Below are 15,902 nucleotides of genomic sequence, written 5' to 3'. Positions count from 1 at the left end.
CCGGCTCAGGACTTCCCGCCGAGGCTCACCTTCGCGCCGACGTACAGGAAGCGCCCGAGCGGCGAGATCGGATTGTTGGTCGAGTTGCCCGGATCGGGCTTCTGATCGGTGAGGTTGGTGACGCCCGTGTAGAAGGCGAACCCGTTCGCCGTCTCCACCTGCACCTGGAGATCGTGCTGGAGGAGCGGGCTGTAGCGCAGCAGGTTGTCGGGCGCGTAGCCCGCCGGCGCCGGAGCGCCCGATGGCAAGGTCAGGCGGACGCCGTCGGTGAAGCGGAAATTATAGTTCACCGTCACCCGGCCCATCGTCCAAGTCGGCGAGAAATTGCCGTTCCAGCGCGGTTGCAGGAAGGTGTCCAGCCGCGTCATCACGTCCGCGCCCGGGATGCCGACGAAGTCGAGCTTGTGGAGGTAGCCGCCGACCAGCCGGATGTCGAAGGTGCCGACGCGCGCGGTGCGGATGGCGTAGTCGAGATTGAGGTCCGCGCCCGACGTGCGGAACGCGGCCACGTTCTCGGGCCGCAGCCGGAAGCCGTTGATGATGCCCGTGCCCCGCGCGCGCGTGATCGATCCGCAGAAGGCGTTGTCGAGCGTCGGCTGATCGACGCACAAGGAGGCGAGCTGCGCCGCCGCGACGGTGTTGATCGCGTTCCTGAGCTTGATGTCGTACCAGTCGACCGAGACCGTGAAGCCGCGGATGAAGCGCGGGCGCAGTACGACGCCGCCGGTCCATGTCCGCGCCGTCTCGGCCTTCAGGCCGGTGTTGCCGGAGAGCGAACCGATGATGTTGTTGCCGGTCTGCAGGCTGGGAGACACGCTCGCCCCCACCGCCGCGAGCGACGTGGCGCAGTTGCCGGCGCGGTACTGGGTGCCGTTGCCGATCTCGTCGGGCGTGCAGGGATCGATGAAGAACTCGGACGATCCGGTGGTCGGCTGGAACAGCTCGCCGATGTTGGGCGCGCGCACCGCCTTGCCGTAGCTGCCGCGGAAGGTGATGTCGCGGATCGGCGCATATACACCGTTCACCTGCCACGTCTTGGTGTCGCCCACCGTCGAGTAGTGCGAGTAGCGGCCGGCGGCGCCCACCGCGAGCGTCTGCGCGAACGGCACGTCCTTCAGGATCGGCGCGTTCAGTTCGCCGAACGCTTCCTTGACGTCGAAGTGGCCGCCCGATGGCGTGACGAGCGATGGCTCGTCGCCGGGGAAGAACAGCGCGTTCAGCAAAGCGGTGCTCGGCTGGAAGCTGCTGCTCTCGCGGCGATACTCGCCGCCGAACGAGAATTGCACCGGTCCGCCGGGCAGCGAGAAGAACTGGCCGAAATCGCCGCTGACCGACGCGTCCGCCACCTGCTGGGTCACGCGGGCGTGGCTGGTGTCGTTGGTGCGGAAGAAGGCCAGCGCCGCGGCGCTCGCGGGGCCCGCGCCGAACAGGCTGACGGGCACGCAGCCGCTGTTCGCGCCCGGCGTGAAGGTGACGGCGGGGGTGAGCAGCGCGGTCGGATCGAGGTTCGAACGGCAGGTCGGCCGGCCCGTCGCGGGATCGGTGACGGCGTCCAGCGCCGCGACGTAGCGATCGTTCAGCCGATCGTTGAGCTTGGTGATGCGCGCGGTGGTGCGGCCATATTCGTAATAGACGTCGTAGGTCGCGTGATCCGAGATGCGGCCGGCGGCGTCGATCACCGCGCGGTAGGTGCGCCTGAGGTCGCGCTCGCCATGGCGGCCATAATCGAGATTGTCGCGGTTGACATGGACGCTGTCCGATCCGTCGAGCGCCGCCGCATCGCGGACCGCAGCCGGGATGAACGGATTATCGAGCGCGATCGGATAATAATAGGTGCCGGTGAAGTAGTCGAAGGTCTTGGCGCGCGTCTGCGCGTACTTGCCTTCGAACGACAGTTTGAACGCATCCGAAAAATCGTAGTGCGCGAGCAGGTTGACGTCGTGCCGCTCGATTTGCGGGAAAAGGTCGCCCGAGTAGAAGCCCGCGACGCCGGTGTTGACCCCGCCCGTGCCGTAATAGGCGGCGGGCGTGCCGTTGTCGTACGCGCGGCCGAGCCCGTCGAAGCGAGGATTGGCCTCGGCTCCGATGAACACCGAGCCCAGCGGCGACTCGGCTGGATAGCGCAGGTCGCCGACCAGCACGTTGTCGGGGATGTTCGGATCGCCGTTCACGTCCGCGTCGTTGGGGATCAGGTAGCGGCGCCGGTTCTGCCGCAGGTAGGAGCGATCGTCATTCTCGACGCGCTCGTCGCGGTTGTACTCGTAGCCCAGCGTCACGTTGCCGCGATCGCCGGCGAAGTTGCGGCCCGCGATGATCGAGACGAACTTGTTGGCGCCGTCGCCCCGGCTGGAGACGCCCATCTGCGTGCGCGCCGAGATGCCGTCATAGTTGCGCTTCAGGATGAAGTTGACGACGCCCGAGACGCCGTCCGCGCCGTAGACCGCGGACGCGCCGCCGGTGAGCACGTCCACGCTCTGGATGAGGTCGGTGGGGATGCTGTTGATGTCGACGGCGGCGGTGTTGGGCGATCCCGCGACGTGGCGGCGGCCGTTCACCAGCACCAGCGTCCGATCGGTGCCGAGATTGCGCAGGTTGAGGTTGTTGAGGCCGGCTTGCCCGAATGGCGGGTTACGCGACACCGCGTTGCCGCCGGCCGACTGCGTGCTGTCGCGCGAGCCGGTGAGCGCGGGCACGCGCTGGAGGAAGTTGGTGATGTTGGTGTTGCCGGATTGCTCGATCGCGGCGGCGTTGAACGAGACGATCGGGTTGGGCGCCGCGAACTCGGTACGCGCGATACGCGAGCCGGTGACGACGATCTCGTCGCCCTTCGTCTGCTTGGAAGCCGCATCCGCGGCGGTGGGTGCGCCCGTGATCGCCGGCGACGCCGCCTGATTGCTCGTCTGTGCGGCGACGAGGGCAGGCGCCAGCGCCGCCCCGAGCGCGAGCGTGCGAACGGCGAACCTATCAAGCATCACGACCCCCCGATGTCCGGACTTTTCCGCGACATGGCGTGGATCAGCACGCTCGCCCATCGATGGTCAAGTCCGCGGTCGCGATCAGGTAACGTTGTTTACCTGCGGCGAGAGGCCGACGCGGGCCGTTCAACATGAATTAGGAAGTTTGCTGTACTGAACACGCCATGTCGCATCTCACCACCATCGCCGCGCGCGCCGCCGATCTTGCCGATCAGTTCGGCGTTGACATCGAGGAGCCGCTCGCCCGCTGGCAGCGCGCCGGCGGCTTCGAGGGCGGCCTCAACGCGGCGGCCTGGCTGTCGGTAGCGTTTCTGTTCGCGCGCGCGATACGCGACCCCCGGCCAGTCACGCTCAAGGACAGCTGAGCTTCCGCGTACTGGTCGCCACCATGTAGGGTGCCGTGGCCAGTCAGCGCGGTTCGGGGCGGGAGAGGGGTGGAGGCCCGAGCCGGAATCGAACCGGCGTAAACGGATTTGCAGTCCGGTGCGTAACCACTCCGCCATCGGGCCGGAGCTGAGCGCCATGCGGGGGAACGAGCGCGAGGTCAAGCCTGGCACTCGCGCCCCGATCGACGTTTGCCATTGGTCAACTCCTCGCTGTCATGCTGCGCGCCCAGGAACAGCAGGAGGGCGGCAGATGCGGCTGGCGGCGACGCTGACACCCGGGCGGGGAGCTCTGCGGCGTGCCATCCGGCTCGCCGCGACGATGCGCGGGCAAGACGACGGCGCGGTGGACGTGACGATCCTCGACATCTCGACCACCGGCTTCCTCGCCGAACTTCCCGCGGATCTCGGCCTCGCCGTCGGCGTGCGAGTGCGCGTCGCGGTCGCACGCTTGGGACCTCACGCCGCGGTCGTCGTTCGCCAAGCGGGCCGCCGCCACGGCTTCGCCTTCCTGCAGCCGCTTCCTCACGCGATGGTAGCCGCGCTCGATCCCGATGCCTCAAACGTCGAGCCGCTGTTCCCGACGCCGTCGATGGCCGTCGGGCCGTCGCCCCGTACCTCGCTGTTGCTGGCCGGATCGGCGGGGGCGGGGGCCTGGACGATACTGGCGTTGCTCCTCTACCTCACCGCCTGAACGATCCGCCGGGCGTTGCCGCCGGCCGTTCGCCGCCGTAATGACCATGTCTGGCGTGTATTGCCATACTAATACAGTTGTGCGAGGATCGCGACATGGACGGTCTCGAGTTCAAGGATGTGCGACGGCGCATGGTGGACAGCCAGCTCCGCACCAACTCCGTCACCGACGCCCGCGTGCTGTGGGCGATGGCGGAAGTGCCGCGCGAACGCTTCGTGGAGCCGCGACAGGCCGCGTCCTGCTACCGCGACACGGTGGTGCCGCTGGGTGGCGGCCGCGCGCTCAACCCGGCGATTGCTACCGGTCGGCTGCTCGACGCGGCGCGGGTGGCTACGGGCGAGCGCGTGCTGCTGGTCGGTGCCGCGACCGGCTATGTCGCGGCGCTGCTCGCGACGATGGGCGCGCTGGTCACGGCGCTTGAGAGCGACGACGCTCTGGCCGCGCGCAGCCGCGCGGCGCTCGACGGCGTGGCCGGCGTCGACCTCGTCGAAGGGCCGCTCGCCGGGGGCTGGGCCGGGGGTGCGCCCTACGACCTCATCTATCTCGACGGCGCGGCGGAGCGCGTGCCGCAGCCATTCGCAGGCCTGCTCAAGCAGGACGGGCGGCTGGTCGGCGCGGTCATCGATCGCGGCGTCAGTCGGCTGGTGGTGGGGCGGCGCGCTGCCGGGGCGCTCGGCCTCGTGCCGTTCGCCGAGTTCGAAATGGCGACTCTGCCGGGCTTCGCGCCCGAGCCGGCCTTCAGCTTCTAGCCGCGGACCGGGGGGTGCGTGGCGGGAGCAGGGGGTGGGCGATGCTCGCGGCCGCGGGGTTCGCCGGCGCGGCACCCGCGGGCGCGACCACGCTCGCCGAGGCGCTGGCGGCGACCTACGTCAACAATCCCACGCTCGCGGCGCAGCGCGCGGGCCTGCGCGCGACCGACGAGCAATATGGCATCGTCCGTGCGCAGGGCTTGCCCAATGCCGGGGTCAACGGTCAGCTCACGCAGGGCGTGCGCAACTATCAGCAGTTCAACGGCTTCGGCCGCATCACGCAGGTCGGCGGATCGCTGAGCGTGCCGGTGTGGCAGGGCGGTCGGGTGAAGAACGCGCTGCGCGCGGCCGACGCGCGCGTGAAGAGCGGCCAGCAGTCGCTCCGCGCGACCGAGGGCGACGTCTTCGTGCAGGCGGTATCGGCCTATATGGACGTGCTGCGCGACCGCGCGATCGTCGACCTCAACCTCAACAATGTGCGGGTTCTGGAAACCAACCTCCAGGCAACGAACGACCGTTTCCAGGCGGGAGACCTGACGCGCACCGACGTCGCGCAATCGAAGGCGCGGCTGGAAGGCGCGCGGAGCCAGCTCGCCGCCGCACGCGCGACACTCACCGCCAGCGAAGAGAATTACCGCGCGACGATCGGCCAGGCCGCCGGCGTGCTGGAGCAGCCTCCCGTCATGCCGCTTCTTCCCGCCGACGCGGACCGGGCGGAGGCTACCGCGCTCGACGAGAATCCGGATATCGCGGCGGCCGCCGAGCAGGTGATGGCCTATCGCGCCGACGTTTCCGCCGCGCGGGCCAACCGCAACCCGACGGTGTCGGCCTCCGCGAGCGAGAGCTACTATCGCTACGACGATCCGGCGGGCGGGGGCCTCTCTGGCATTCGCGGCGGCGCGGTGAAGGGCGACTATGCGACGGTCGGCGCGACGCTGACGCTGCCGCTCTACCAGGGGGGGCTCGTGGGCGCGCAGGTCCGCCAGGCCCAGGCGTTCGAGAGCCAGGCCCTGGAGCAGCAGGTCGCCACGGAGCGGCAGGTCGTGGCGACGGTGCGCGCCACCTTCTCGAATTACCGCGCGCTGATCGACACCGAGCGATCGAGCGGCGAGCAGGTGCGCGCGAACACGCTGGCGCTGGAGGGATTGCGCGCCGAGCAGAGCGTGGGCCTGCGCCAGGTGCTCGATGTGCTCAACGGCGAGCAGGAGCTGCTGTCCAGCAAGGTGACGCTCGTCTCTGCGCAGCACGATGCCTATATTTCGGGCTTCCAGCTCCTGAACGCGATGGGGCTCGTCAATTATCGCCGGCTTGGGCTCGCGGGCGGGCCGCTCTACGATCCGCAGGTGCACTACGCGCGCACGCGTCGCAGTATCTCGGACTTCGCCACTGATCCTACGCCGGTTGCGACCACGCGGCCCACCTACGGGCCGGCGGTGCCGCCCGAAATTCCACCGGTGACACCGCTCGCGAAATAGGGAATCATCGGGCGCATGGGGCAGCCGATCCAGGAACCGTCGATGGAGGACATACTGGCCTCCATCAAGCGCATCATCGCCGAGGATGGCGAGGCCGCGCCGCCGCCGCCACGGGTCCGCCGGGGCCCCGTCGCGGTGCCGGACCCGGAGCCCGCGCCTGAGTCGGTGCTGCCGCCCGAGCCGGCGATCGAGGACGAGCCGGAGGCGGAGCCTGCCGTGGAGGCCATGCCCGAGGAGGAGCCCGCGCCCGAAGCCGAGATCGAGGACGAGCCCGACGTGCTGGAGCTGACCAGCCCGATGGTGGCGCCGATCGGCTGGCAGGCCGCTTCCATCCTCTCCGCCAACGCCGAACAGGCGAGCCGGCACGCCTTTGCAGCACTCGCCCAGGCGCCCCGCGAGGAGGCGCCGCGCGAGCGTACCATCGAGGCGTTCATGGGCGAGATGCTCCGCCCGATGCTCAGCGATTGGCTCGATCGCGAGCTGCCCGCGATCGTCGAGCGCATCGTCACCACCGAGGTGCGGCGGATCTCCGGGCGCGGCTGACGCCTTGGCTTGTGCCGCGCGCGCCTGCTAGGCGCGCCGCATCATGAGCGATCTTCCCAAGACCTTCGACCCGCCCAGCATCGAGGCGCGCTGGTACGCGCACTGGGAGGAGCGCGGGCTGTTCCGCCCCGATCGGCCGGGCGCCGAGCCGTTCACGCTCGTCATGCCGCCGCCCAACGTCACGGGCTCGCTGCACATCGGCCACGCGCTCGACAACACGCTGCAGGACATCCTCGTCCGTCACGCGCGGCTGAAGGGCCGCGACGGGTTGTGGGTGGTGGGCACCGACCACGCCGGCATCGCCACGCAGATGGTGGTGGAGCGGCAGATGGACGCGCGGGGCGAGAAGCGCGCCGACTTCTCGCGCGAGGCCTTCATCGACAAGGTGTGGGAGTGGAAGCGCGAGAGCGGCGGCACCATCACCGGCCAGCTCCGCCGGCTGGGCGCCTCGTGCGACTGGTCGAACGAGCAGTTCACGATGGACCCGCATTTTTCGAAGGCGGTGACGCACGTCTTCGTGAAGCTCTACGAGGAGGGGCTGATCTACCGCGACAAGCGGCTGGTGAACTGGGATCCCGGCCTGCGCACCGCGATCTCCGATCTTGAGGTCGAGACGCGCGAGGTGGCGGGCAAGTTCTGGCACCTTGCTTATCCGCTGGAGGATGGTTCGGGCGCGATCTCGGTCGCCACCACGCGGCCCGAGACGATGCTCGCCGACATGGCGGTGGCGGTGCATCCCTCCGACGAACGCTACGCGGCGCTGGTCGGCAAGCGCGTGCGGCTGCCGATCACCGGACGGCTGATCCCGATCGTCGCCGACGAGCATGCCGATCCCGAGCTCGGCTCGGGCGCGGTGAAGATCACGCCGGGGCACGACTTCAACGATTTCGAGGTGGGCAGGCGCGCCGGGATCGCGGCCGCCGATATGCTCAACATGCTTGATGCCGATGCGCGCGTCGTCCAGACCGCCGACGGGCTGGTGCCCGTCGATCTGGTCGGGCTCGACCGCTTCGAGGCGCGGCGCGCGGTGGTCGAGCGGCTGGAGGCGGAAGGCGCGCTCAGCCACGTCGAGGATCGAACCATCGCCACGCCGTTCGGCGACCGCTCCGGCGCGGTGATCGAGCCGTGGCTCACCGACCAATGGTATGTCGATGCCGCGACGCTCGCCAGGCCCGCGATCGAGGCGGTGCGCGACGGTCGCATCAAGGTGGTGCCCGAGAGCTGGGCCAAGACTTGGTACAACTGGCTGGAGAACATCCAGCCCTGGTGCGTCTCGCGCCAGCTCTGGTGGGGGCACCGGATACCGGCTTGGTACGACGAGGACGGCAACGTCTTCGTGGCGGCGGACGAGGTGGCGGCCAAGGCGAAGGCCGGCACGCAGCGCGCGCTTACCCGCGACGAAGACGTACTCGACACCTGGTTCTCCTCCGCGCTGTGGCCGTTCGCGACGCTGGGCTGGCCGGACGCCGATCCCCGCGCCGCAGCGCGCTACCCCAACGACGTGCTGGTCTCGGGCTTCGACATCCTGTTCTTCTGGGACGCGCGGATGGCGATGCAGGGGATACGGCTGATGGGCGACGTGCCGTTCCGCACGCTCTACCTGCATGGCCTCGTCCGCGATGCGACGGGCGCCAAGATGTCTAAGTCCAAGGGCAACACGATCGATCCGCTCGGCCTGATCGATCGCTACGGCGCCGACGCGCTGCGCTTCACGCTGGCGGCGATGGAAAGCCAGGGACGCGACATCAAGTTGGACGAGAAGCGCGTCGAGGGATACCGCAACTTCGCGACGAAGCTGTGGAACGCGGCGCGCTTCCTCCAGGCCAACGGCGTCGGTGCGTCCGCGACGCTGGAGCCGCCGGCGGCGGCGCTGCCCGTCAACCGGTGGATCGTCGCGGAGACGGTGGCCTGCGTGCAGGCGCTCGACCTGGCGCTAGCCGACCTGCGCTTCGACGAGGCGGCCAATACGCTCTACCAGTTTGTGTGGTCGCGCTTCTGCGACTGGTATGTCGAGCTGGTGAAAGGCGCGGTCGATGCCGAGACCAGGGCGGTCGCGGCGTGGGCGTTCGACCAGATCCTCGTCATGCTCCACCCGTTCATGCCCTTCGTTACCGAGGAGCTGTGGCACGCAATGGGCGAGCGGCCCGTCGAGCTGATCGCCGCACGATGGCCGATGGCCGACGCCCGCGCGCTTGATCCCGAGGCGGCGCGCGAAATCGACTGGCTGATCCGGCTGGTGAGCGAAGTACGCGCAGCCCGCGCGGAACTCAACGTGCCGCCGGGTGCGAGGCTCGCCATGCACCTGCGCGAAGCCGGCGATATGACGCAGGCGCGCGTGGCGAAACAGGCGGCGGCGCTGGCGCGGCTGGCGCGGATCGACCCCTCCGACGTTGTCGCGCCTGCTGGCGCGGCGGCCCAGATCGTAGTCGACGAGGCGACATTCGTGCTGCCGCTCGAGGGCGTGATCGACCTCGCCGCCGAGCGCGCACGGCTGGAGAAGGGGCGCACCGCCGCCGCCAAGGAGCGTGACGCGCTCGCCACGCGGCTCGGCAATCCGAGCTTCGTCGAGCGCGCCAAGCCCGAGGCGGTCGAGAAGGCGCGCGCAGACCATGCCGACAAGGCGGCCGAGGCGGAGCGGCTGAACGCCGCGCTCGCGCGGCTGGGCTGACGCCGACTTAGGGCTTGGTCGCGGCGGCTTGCTTGGCGCGGGTGTCGAGCGCGTCGGCCTGATCGTCGGCGGCGCGGCGGATCGCCTTCGCCTGCTGCTCCAGCCGCTCGGCGTTTACCTTGGCGCGATCACGGACGGCGTCGCCTTCGCGGCGGAGCGCGCGCGCATTGGCCTCGCCCGCATCATGCGCGGCGTCGGCGGCCTGATCCTGACGCCGGCCGATCGCCTCGTTGGGTCCCGAGCCGTCATAGGCGACGCCCGCGGTCGCCGCCGCCTGCTTGTCCTTCTCCTCGCCCGCCTTCTGCGCCGGCCCCTTGCAGGCGGCCAGCACCACCAGCGCTGCCAGCGCCCACGTCCCTCGTGTCATGTCGTGATCCCCTGTCGAAGACGTCTGCCGCCGAACGAAGGCGAGGGCGCTTCGTTGCGGTCAGGCGACGGGACCGCCGAGCGCGCGCACGGTGTCGACCGCAGTGGCCAGGCGTTGCGTCCTCAGTTCGATCAGCGATCGCCGGGTGTCGAGCGCGGCGGTCTGCGCGGTCACCACCTCCAGGAAGTCCGACGCGCCGTCGCGGTAGCGGATCAGCGCCAGCGCGTTGGTGCGGTCGGCAGCCTGCGCCGCGTCGGCGAGGTCGCGCTCCTGCCGCGCCTGATCGCGCGACTGGGCGAGATCGTCCTCCACCTCGCGCAGCGCGGTGAGCACCGTCTGCTTGTAGTTCGCCGCCGCCTCGTCGAAGCGCGCGCGCGCGATCCTCACGCGGGACCGTCGCGCCCCGCCGTCGAGGATGGTGAGCGCGGCGGACGCCGGGCCGAGCGCCCAGAAACTGCTCGCCGCCGAGATCAGCCGCGCGCCCGTGCTCTGGAAGCCGCCGTCCGCGCCCAGCGTCAACGCCGGGAACAACGCGGCGCGTGCGACGCCGATGTCGCGGTTGGCGGCGTAGGCGCGGCGCTCGGCGGCATCGACGTCGGGGCGGCGTTCGAGCAGCGTGGAAGGCAGGCCGGCGGGCACCACAGGCGGAGTTGGGACATCGCCCGCGATCGGCGGCAGGGCGAAGCCCGCGGGGGCGGTGCCTGCCAACGCGGCGATAGCGTGTTCATAGGTCGCGCGCTGCGCCTGCGTAGCAGCGATCTCGGCGCGCGCGGCGGAGAGTTGGGTCCGCGCGCGGTTGGTGTCGAGGCCGGAGGCGATGCCGCCCTCGTGGCGCGTGACGGTGAGCTGGTAGGCGCGATCGAACGCCTGCACCGTCTCGCCGAGCAGCTTCAGCCGCGCGTCGGCGCCACGTAGCTGGAAGTAGGTGGAGGCGAGCTGCGCCTGGAGGCCCAGCCTGACACCGCGCACGTCGGCCGCGCTCGCTTCGACCTCGCCTCGGCTGGAGCGGATCTGGTTGCGGACGCGCCCGAACAGGTCGATTTCATAGGCGAGCGAGCCCTGCACCGCGTACAGGTCGTAGGCCCGTCCGCCCGCGACCGAGAGGGTGTTGCCCGACGTGCGTGTCCGCTCGGCGTTGCCGCCGATGGTCACGGTCGGGAACAGGTCCGCGCGAGAGACGCCGAGCTCGCCCAGCGCCGCGTCATAGCGGGCGAGGGAGGCGGCGAGCGAGGGGTTGGCCGCCTCCACCCGCGCTTCGAGATCGTTCAGCACCGGATCGCCGAACGCGCCCCACCAGGACGGCGGCAGCGTGGCGGCGGAGGGCTCGGCGGCCTGCCAGCCGGCGGGCACCTCCTTCCAACTCGACGGCACCGCTATCGGCGGGGCGGCGTAGCGGGGCGCGAGGTCGCAGCCGGCGAGCGCCAGCAGGCCTGAGAGGAGCGCCGCCTCAGCCTTCCGCATCGCCACCCTTCTTGCCGCCGGCATCGGCGTCGCCGCCTTGGCTTCCCGGCCCCGGCTTGCCGGGCGGCTGACGCTGCACGCGCACATGGTCTCCAGTGGCGAGCGAATCGGGCGGGCTGTCGATCGCGGTGTCGCGGGTGGTGAGGCCGGCGGTGATCTCCAGCGTAGAGCCGCGATCGACGCCGATCGTCACGGGCTTCAGCGTCACGCGGCCCCGCCCGTCGACCACCGCGACGCCGGTCCCGTCGCCTCGGAAGACGAGCGCGCTGGCGGGGATGGTGACGCTGTTGGAGGCACCGGCGATCGGGAAATGCGCCTGCGCATAGGCGCCGGGCTTTAGCGCGCCGTCCGGATTGGGTGCCTGAAGCTCGACGAGCTCGGTGCCCGACGCCTGGTCGACGGCTTCTGCCGTGCGCGTCAGTGTCGCCTTGAAGGTGCGGCCCGCGTACTCGGGCAGCGAGAGGTCCACCGTCATGCCCGGCCGCACCTGCGCCGAGTAGAGCTGCGGCACGCGCACGTAGATGCGGACGCGCCGGATGTCGGACACGGTGAACAACGGCTGCGCGGACGCATTGCCGGAGGTGACGAGCTGGCCGATCTGCGTGGCGCGGCTGGTGACGATGCCAGTGAACGGCGCCGTGATCCGCGTGAAGCCGATCAGCGCCTGCAGCCTCCGCACGTTGGCGGCCGACGCGTTAGTCGCCGCCTTGCGCGCGGCGAGATCGCCGACGCGCTCGTCGGTCTCCTGCTGGGAGACGGCATCCTGCTTCTGAAGCGCGATCCAGCGCGTCGCCGTCACCTGCGCGAGATCCTGGTTGGCCTTGACGGTCTGGAGATCGGCCTTGGCCTGCGCGAGCTGCTGCTCCACCTCGGGCGCGTCGATCACCGCGAGGAGCTGCCCCGCCGCCACCCGCGAGCCAATGTCGGCATACCATTGCCGGACATAGCCGTTGGTGCGCGCGTTCACCGCCGCGCTGCTATAGGCCTGGACGTTGCCGGGCAGGATGAGCTGGCTGGTGCCCGTCGTCGGCTTGGGGTGGAAGACAGAGACGATGGGCACGGCGGCGGTGTCGGTCGTCTCTCGCAGCGACTGCTCGTGATGGCGGCGCGACAGGATGCCGAAGATCGCCAACGCGAGCAGCAGCACGACGCCGAGGATCGCGGCGATCCTCAACGTGCGGCTCGCCGGGGGCGGCGCGGTGTCGAAGTGCGGGGCGTCCTGTTCCTGCGTGTCGGCGTCAGGCATGGGCTTTCTCCAGCCGGGCGCCGGCGGGCTCGGGCTTTCCCTTGCGGTGCGCCCAGGAGAAGACGACGGGCACGAACATCAGCGTCGCGAAGGTGGCGACGAGCAGCCCGCCGATCACGGCGCGGCCGAGCGGCGCATTCTGCTCGCCGCCTTCGCCGAGGCCCAGCGCCATGGGGACCATGCCGATGATCATCGCCCCCGCCGTCATCAGCACCGGGCGGAAGCGCGTCATGCCCGCCTCCAACGCCGCCTTCCTGGCGTCGTCGAGCTCGTCGAGCCGTTCGCGTGCGAAGCTGACGACCAGGATCGAGTTGGCGGTGGCCACGCCCATGCACATGATCGCGCCGATCAGCGCCGGCACCGACAGCGTGGTGCCCGTCAGGAACAGCATCCAGATGATCCCCGCGATGGCGCCGGGTAGCGCCATGATGATGACCAGCGGGTCGCGCCAGCTCTGGAAGTTGACGACGATCAGCAGGTAGATGAGCACGATCGCGCCGGCGAGGCCGATGAACAGCCCCCGGAACGCGGTCGTCATCGTCTTGTATTGGCCGCCGATGGTGACGGTGACGCCCTTCGGAACCTGCTTGTCCTTCTTCATCTGCTTGACGATGTCGTCGATCTCGCCCGCCACCGCGCCGAGGTCGCGGTCGGCGGGCGACAGGTAGAGGTCGATCTGCGGCTGGATGTCGTAGTGGTTGACGACCGCGCTCATCGTGTCCCGCTTGATCGTCGCCACACCGCCCAGCACCTGCGGCGGCTGGTTGGCGGCGGTGACGGGGATGTTGGCGAGATCGTTGAGCGAGCCGATCCGGTATTCCGGCGTCTGCGCGACCACCGGGTAGGAGACGCCGTTCTCCGGGTTGACGAAGTAGACGGGAGCGGTGGTCGACGTGCCGGCGAGCGCGGTGGCGACCGAATTGGTGACATCGCGTTCGGTGAGGCCCAATTGGCCGATGCGCGATCGATCGGCAGTGACGCGCAGCTCGGGATAGTGGCCGGATTGCTGGATGCGCACGTCGGCCGCGCCGGGTACGCGCCGGATACGTGCGAGCAGCGTCTCGGCGAGCTGCATGTTCCCCTTCTTGTTCTTGCCCGTGATCCGCACGTCGATCGGCGCGGGCGAGCCGAAGTTCAGGATCTGGCTAGTGATGTCGGCCGGAAGGAAGGCGAAGCTCACGCCCGGAAAGAGCTGCGGCAGCTTCGTCCGCATCACGCGCTGATAGTCGGTCACCGGGCGGTGCTTCTCGGCGAGCGTGATGAGGATGTCGCCATCCTCCGGGCCGACCGTGCCCGAGTTGTTGTAGGTCGTGTTGATCGACGAGACGGGCAGGCCGACATTGTCCGCGATCGTCGCGAGTTCGGCGGCGGGGATCATGCGGCGGATCTCGCGCTCTATCCGGTCGAAGCGTGCCGAGGTGTCCTCGATGCGCGATCCGATCGGCACGCGGACGTGGAGCGTGATCTGCCCCGCGTCCACAGACGGGAAGAAGTTACGCCCCAGGAACGGCACCAGCAGGAACGACAGCAGCACGACGCCCAGGAAGATGCCCCCGAACAGCAGCCGCGCGTCGAGCGCCTTTTCCAGCAGCCCGCCATAGCCGGCGCGCGCACGCTCGAAGCGATGCTCGAAGCCGCGCTGGAAGCGGGAGAAGATGTTCTTCGGGCGCTCCCGATGATCGCGATCCTCGTGCTTCTTGAGCAGGTACATCGCCATCGTGGGCACCAGCGTGCGCGACAGGATGAACGATCCGATCATCGCGAACACCACCGCCAGCGCCAGCGGTTGGAACAGGTAGCCGGCGACGCCGGGCAGGAAGAACATGGGGATGAACACCACGCAGATGCACAGCAGCGACACGAAGGCGGGCACCACGATCTGCTTCGATCCGTCCAGGATCGCCTGCACCACCTCCTTGCCCTGCTCCAGATGGTAGGTGATGCTCTCGATCGTGACGGTAGCCTCGTCGACGAGGATGCCAACCGCGAGGCTCAGGCCCCCCAACGTCATGATGTTGAGCGTGTTGCCCGTCGCCGCCAGGAAGATGATCGAGAACAGCACCGCGAGCGGGATCGACGTCGCGACGATCAGCGTCGATCGCGCAGAGCCCAGGAACAGCAGGATCATCAGAGCGGTGAGCGCGGCGGCGATCAGCCCCTCGCGCGCCACGCCCTCGATCGCGGCGCGCACGAACAGCGACTGGTCGCCCACCGGCTTGACCTTGAGCTGCTTGGGCAGCGTGGCGGTGATGCCGGGCAGCTTGTCCTTGACGCCCTGCACGATCGAAAGCGTCGAGTTCTTGCCGTTCTTCAGCACGGTGAGCAGCACCGAACGCTTGCCGTCGACATGGACGATGTTCTGCTGCGGCGCCGAACCGTCGCGGACATGGGCGACGTCACGCAGGAAGATGGTGGCGCCGCCCACGGTGCGCACGGGCAGGTTGTTGAAATCCTCGATCGCGCTCGGCGTGTTGTTGAGTTCGACATTGTACTGGAAGCTGCCGATCTTGGCGAAGCCCACGGGGTTGATCTGGTTCTGGCTGGCGATCGCGTTGCCGATGTCCTGCGCCGACAGCCCCTTGGACTGGAGCGCCTGCGGATCGATATCGACCTGCACCTGCCGCTGCCGGCCGCCGGAAGGATAGGGCATGGCGGCGCCCGGCACCGTCACGATCTGCGGCCGCATCTGGTTCTGGGCGATGTCGAACAGCTTCTGCTCGTCGAGCCCCGCGCCCGAGACGGCGAGCTGGATGATCGGCACCGTCGACGCGTTGTAGTTGAGGATGAGCGGCGGCGTTTGTCCGGGGGGCAACTGGCGCAGGATGGTCTGCGAGATCGACGTCACCTGCGCGGTGGCGACGGGGATCTGCACGCCCGGCTGGAAATACACCTTGACGATGCCGATGCCCTGCATCGACGTCGACTCGACATGCTCGATATCGTTGACGGTGGTGGTGAGCGTCCGCTCAAACGGCGAGATGATCCGGCCGGACATGTCGTCGGGCGAGAGGCCGGCATATTGCCAAGCCGTCGCGATCACCGGCACGCCGATGTTCGGGAAAATGTCGACGGGGGTGCGCACCGCCGCGCCGACGCCGACCAGCGCGATCAGCATGGCCATGACGATGAAGGTGAGCGGCCGCGCGAGCGCGATGCGGACAATGCCGTTCATCGCGCCGGCCAGCAATCCGAGAGTGGCGGCGCCGCCATCGCACGGCGGGGCTGGGGAAAATGACGCACCGCGGGCCCTTTACCGGTCGTGCCCGGCGCTGGAAAGCCGCCGGCATCGCACCCGTTGGCGGAGGCGAGGGAGGCGGACGCGCCGGTTAGGCGGGACTCGT

Annotated in this window: 11 protein-coding genes and 1 tRNA gene; 6 read left to right on the top strand and 6 right to left on the bottom strand. The window is 69.5% G+C overall.

What is annotated here, in order from left to right; all coding sequences use genetic code 11:
* Positions 1–5: 5 nt before the first annotated feature.
* Positions 6–2,972 carry a TonB-dependent receptor plug domain-containing protein gene (locus tag ACOFKX_RS16515; RefSeq protein WP_419828142.1) on the bottom strand — a complete coding sequence of 989 codons (2,967 nt, stop codon included), beginning with the start codon at positions 2,970–2,972 and terminating at the stop codon, positions 6–8.
* Between the two features lie 167 nt (positions 2,973–3,139).
* On the opposite strand from ACOFKX_RS16515, the gene ACOFKX_RS16510 reads away from it, so the two are divergent.
* Positions 3,140–3,340: a hypothetical protein gene (locus ACOFKX_RS16510; protein WP_419828141.1), complete on the top strand. Its 201-nt coding sequence runs from the start codon at positions 3,140–3,142 to the stop codon at positions 3,338–3,340.
* A 70-nt stretch (positions 3,341–3,410) separates the two neighbouring features.
* On the opposite strand, the gene ACOFKX_RS16505 is transcribed toward ACOFKX_RS16510, so the two are convergent.
* A tRNA-Cys gene (locus ACOFKX_RS16505) sits at positions 3,411–3,484 on the bottom strand.
* A 127-nt stretch (positions 3,485–3,611) separates the two neighbouring features.
* On the opposite strand from ACOFKX_RS16505, the gene ACOFKX_RS16500 reads away from it, so the two are divergent.
* From ACOFKX_RS16500 to ACOFKX_RS16480, 5 genes are all read left to right on the top strand, one after another.
* Entirely contained in the window at positions 3,612–4,052 is a 441-nt protein-coding gene (locus ACOFKX_RS16500; protein ID WP_419828140.1) for a PilZ domain-containing protein, read from the top strand.
* 95 nt (positions 4,053–4,147) lie between these two features.
* The gene (locus ACOFKX_RS16495) at positions 4,148–4,801 is read left to right on the top strand and encodes a protein-L-isoaspartate O-methyltransferase family protein (protein WP_419828139.1); all 654 of its coding nucleotides are present in this window, start codon (positions 4,148–4,150) and stop codon (positions 4,799–4,801) included.
* 41 nt (positions 4,802–4,842) lie between these two features.
* Entirely contained in the window at positions 4,843–6,276 is a 1,434-nt protein-coding gene (locus ACOFKX_RS16490) for a TolC family outer membrane protein (RefSeq protein WP_419828138.1), read from the top strand.
* A gap of 42 nt (positions 6,277–6,318) precedes the next feature.
* Positions 6,319–6,819, top strand: a complete 501-nt coding sequence (locus ACOFKX_RS16485) for a DUF2497 domain-containing protein (protein WP_419828137.1) — start codon at positions 6,319–6,321, stop codon at positions 6,817–6,819.
* Between the two features lie 43 nt (positions 6,820–6,862).
* Complete coding sequence (locus ACOFKX_RS16480) at positions 6,863–9,487, top strand: valine--tRNA ligase (RefSeq protein ID WP_419828136.1); 2,625 nt, start codon at positions 6,863–6,865, stop codon at positions 9,485–9,487.
* Between the two features lie 7 nt (positions 9,488–9,494).
* Here ACOFKX_RS16480 and ACOFKX_RS16475 read toward each other — a convergent pair whose 3' ends face one another.
* Genes ACOFKX_RS16475 through ACOFKX_RS16460 form a run of 4 tightly spaced genes read right to left on the bottom strand, consistent with a single transcriptional unit; the run spans position 9,495 to position 15,733 of the window.
* A complete protein-coding gene (locus tag ACOFKX_RS16475) occupies positions 9,495–9,854 on the bottom strand; it encodes a hypothetical protein (RefSeq protein ID WP_419828135.1) in 360 nt (119 codons plus the stop codon).
* A gap of 60 nt (positions 9,855–9,914) precedes the next feature.
* On the bottom strand, positions 9,915–11,315 hold the full coding sequence (locus tag ACOFKX_RS16470; RefSeq protein ID WP_419828134.1) for an efflux transporter outer membrane subunit: 1,401 nt from the start codon (positions 11,313–11,315) through the stop codon (positions 9,915–9,917).
* On the bottom strand, positions 11,302–12,561 hold the full coding sequence (locus tag ACOFKX_RS16465; protein WP_419828133.1) for an efflux RND transporter periplasmic adaptor subunit: 1,260 nt from the start codon (positions 12,559–12,561) through the stop codon (positions 11,302–11,304). Before ACOFKX_RS16465 ends, ACOFKX_RS16470 begins: the two co-directional genes overlap by 14 nt.
* Positions 12,554–15,733, bottom strand: a complete 3,180-nt coding sequence (locus ACOFKX_RS16460; protein ID WP_419828132.1) for an efflux RND transporter permease subunit — start codon at positions 15,731–15,733, stop codon at positions 12,554–12,556. Before ACOFKX_RS16460 ends, ACOFKX_RS16465 begins: the two co-directional genes overlap by 8 nt.
* Positions 15,734–15,902 lie beyond the last annotated feature (169 nt).

The organism is Sphingomonas sp. (assembly GCF_965200105.1).
GTDB lineage: Bacteria > Pseudomonadota > Alphaproteobacteria > Sphingomonadales > Sphingomonadaceae > Solisphingomonas.
The sequence above is the reverse complement of the archived record's forward strand: the minus strand, read 5'-3'. Positions and strand labels throughout refer to the sequence as shown.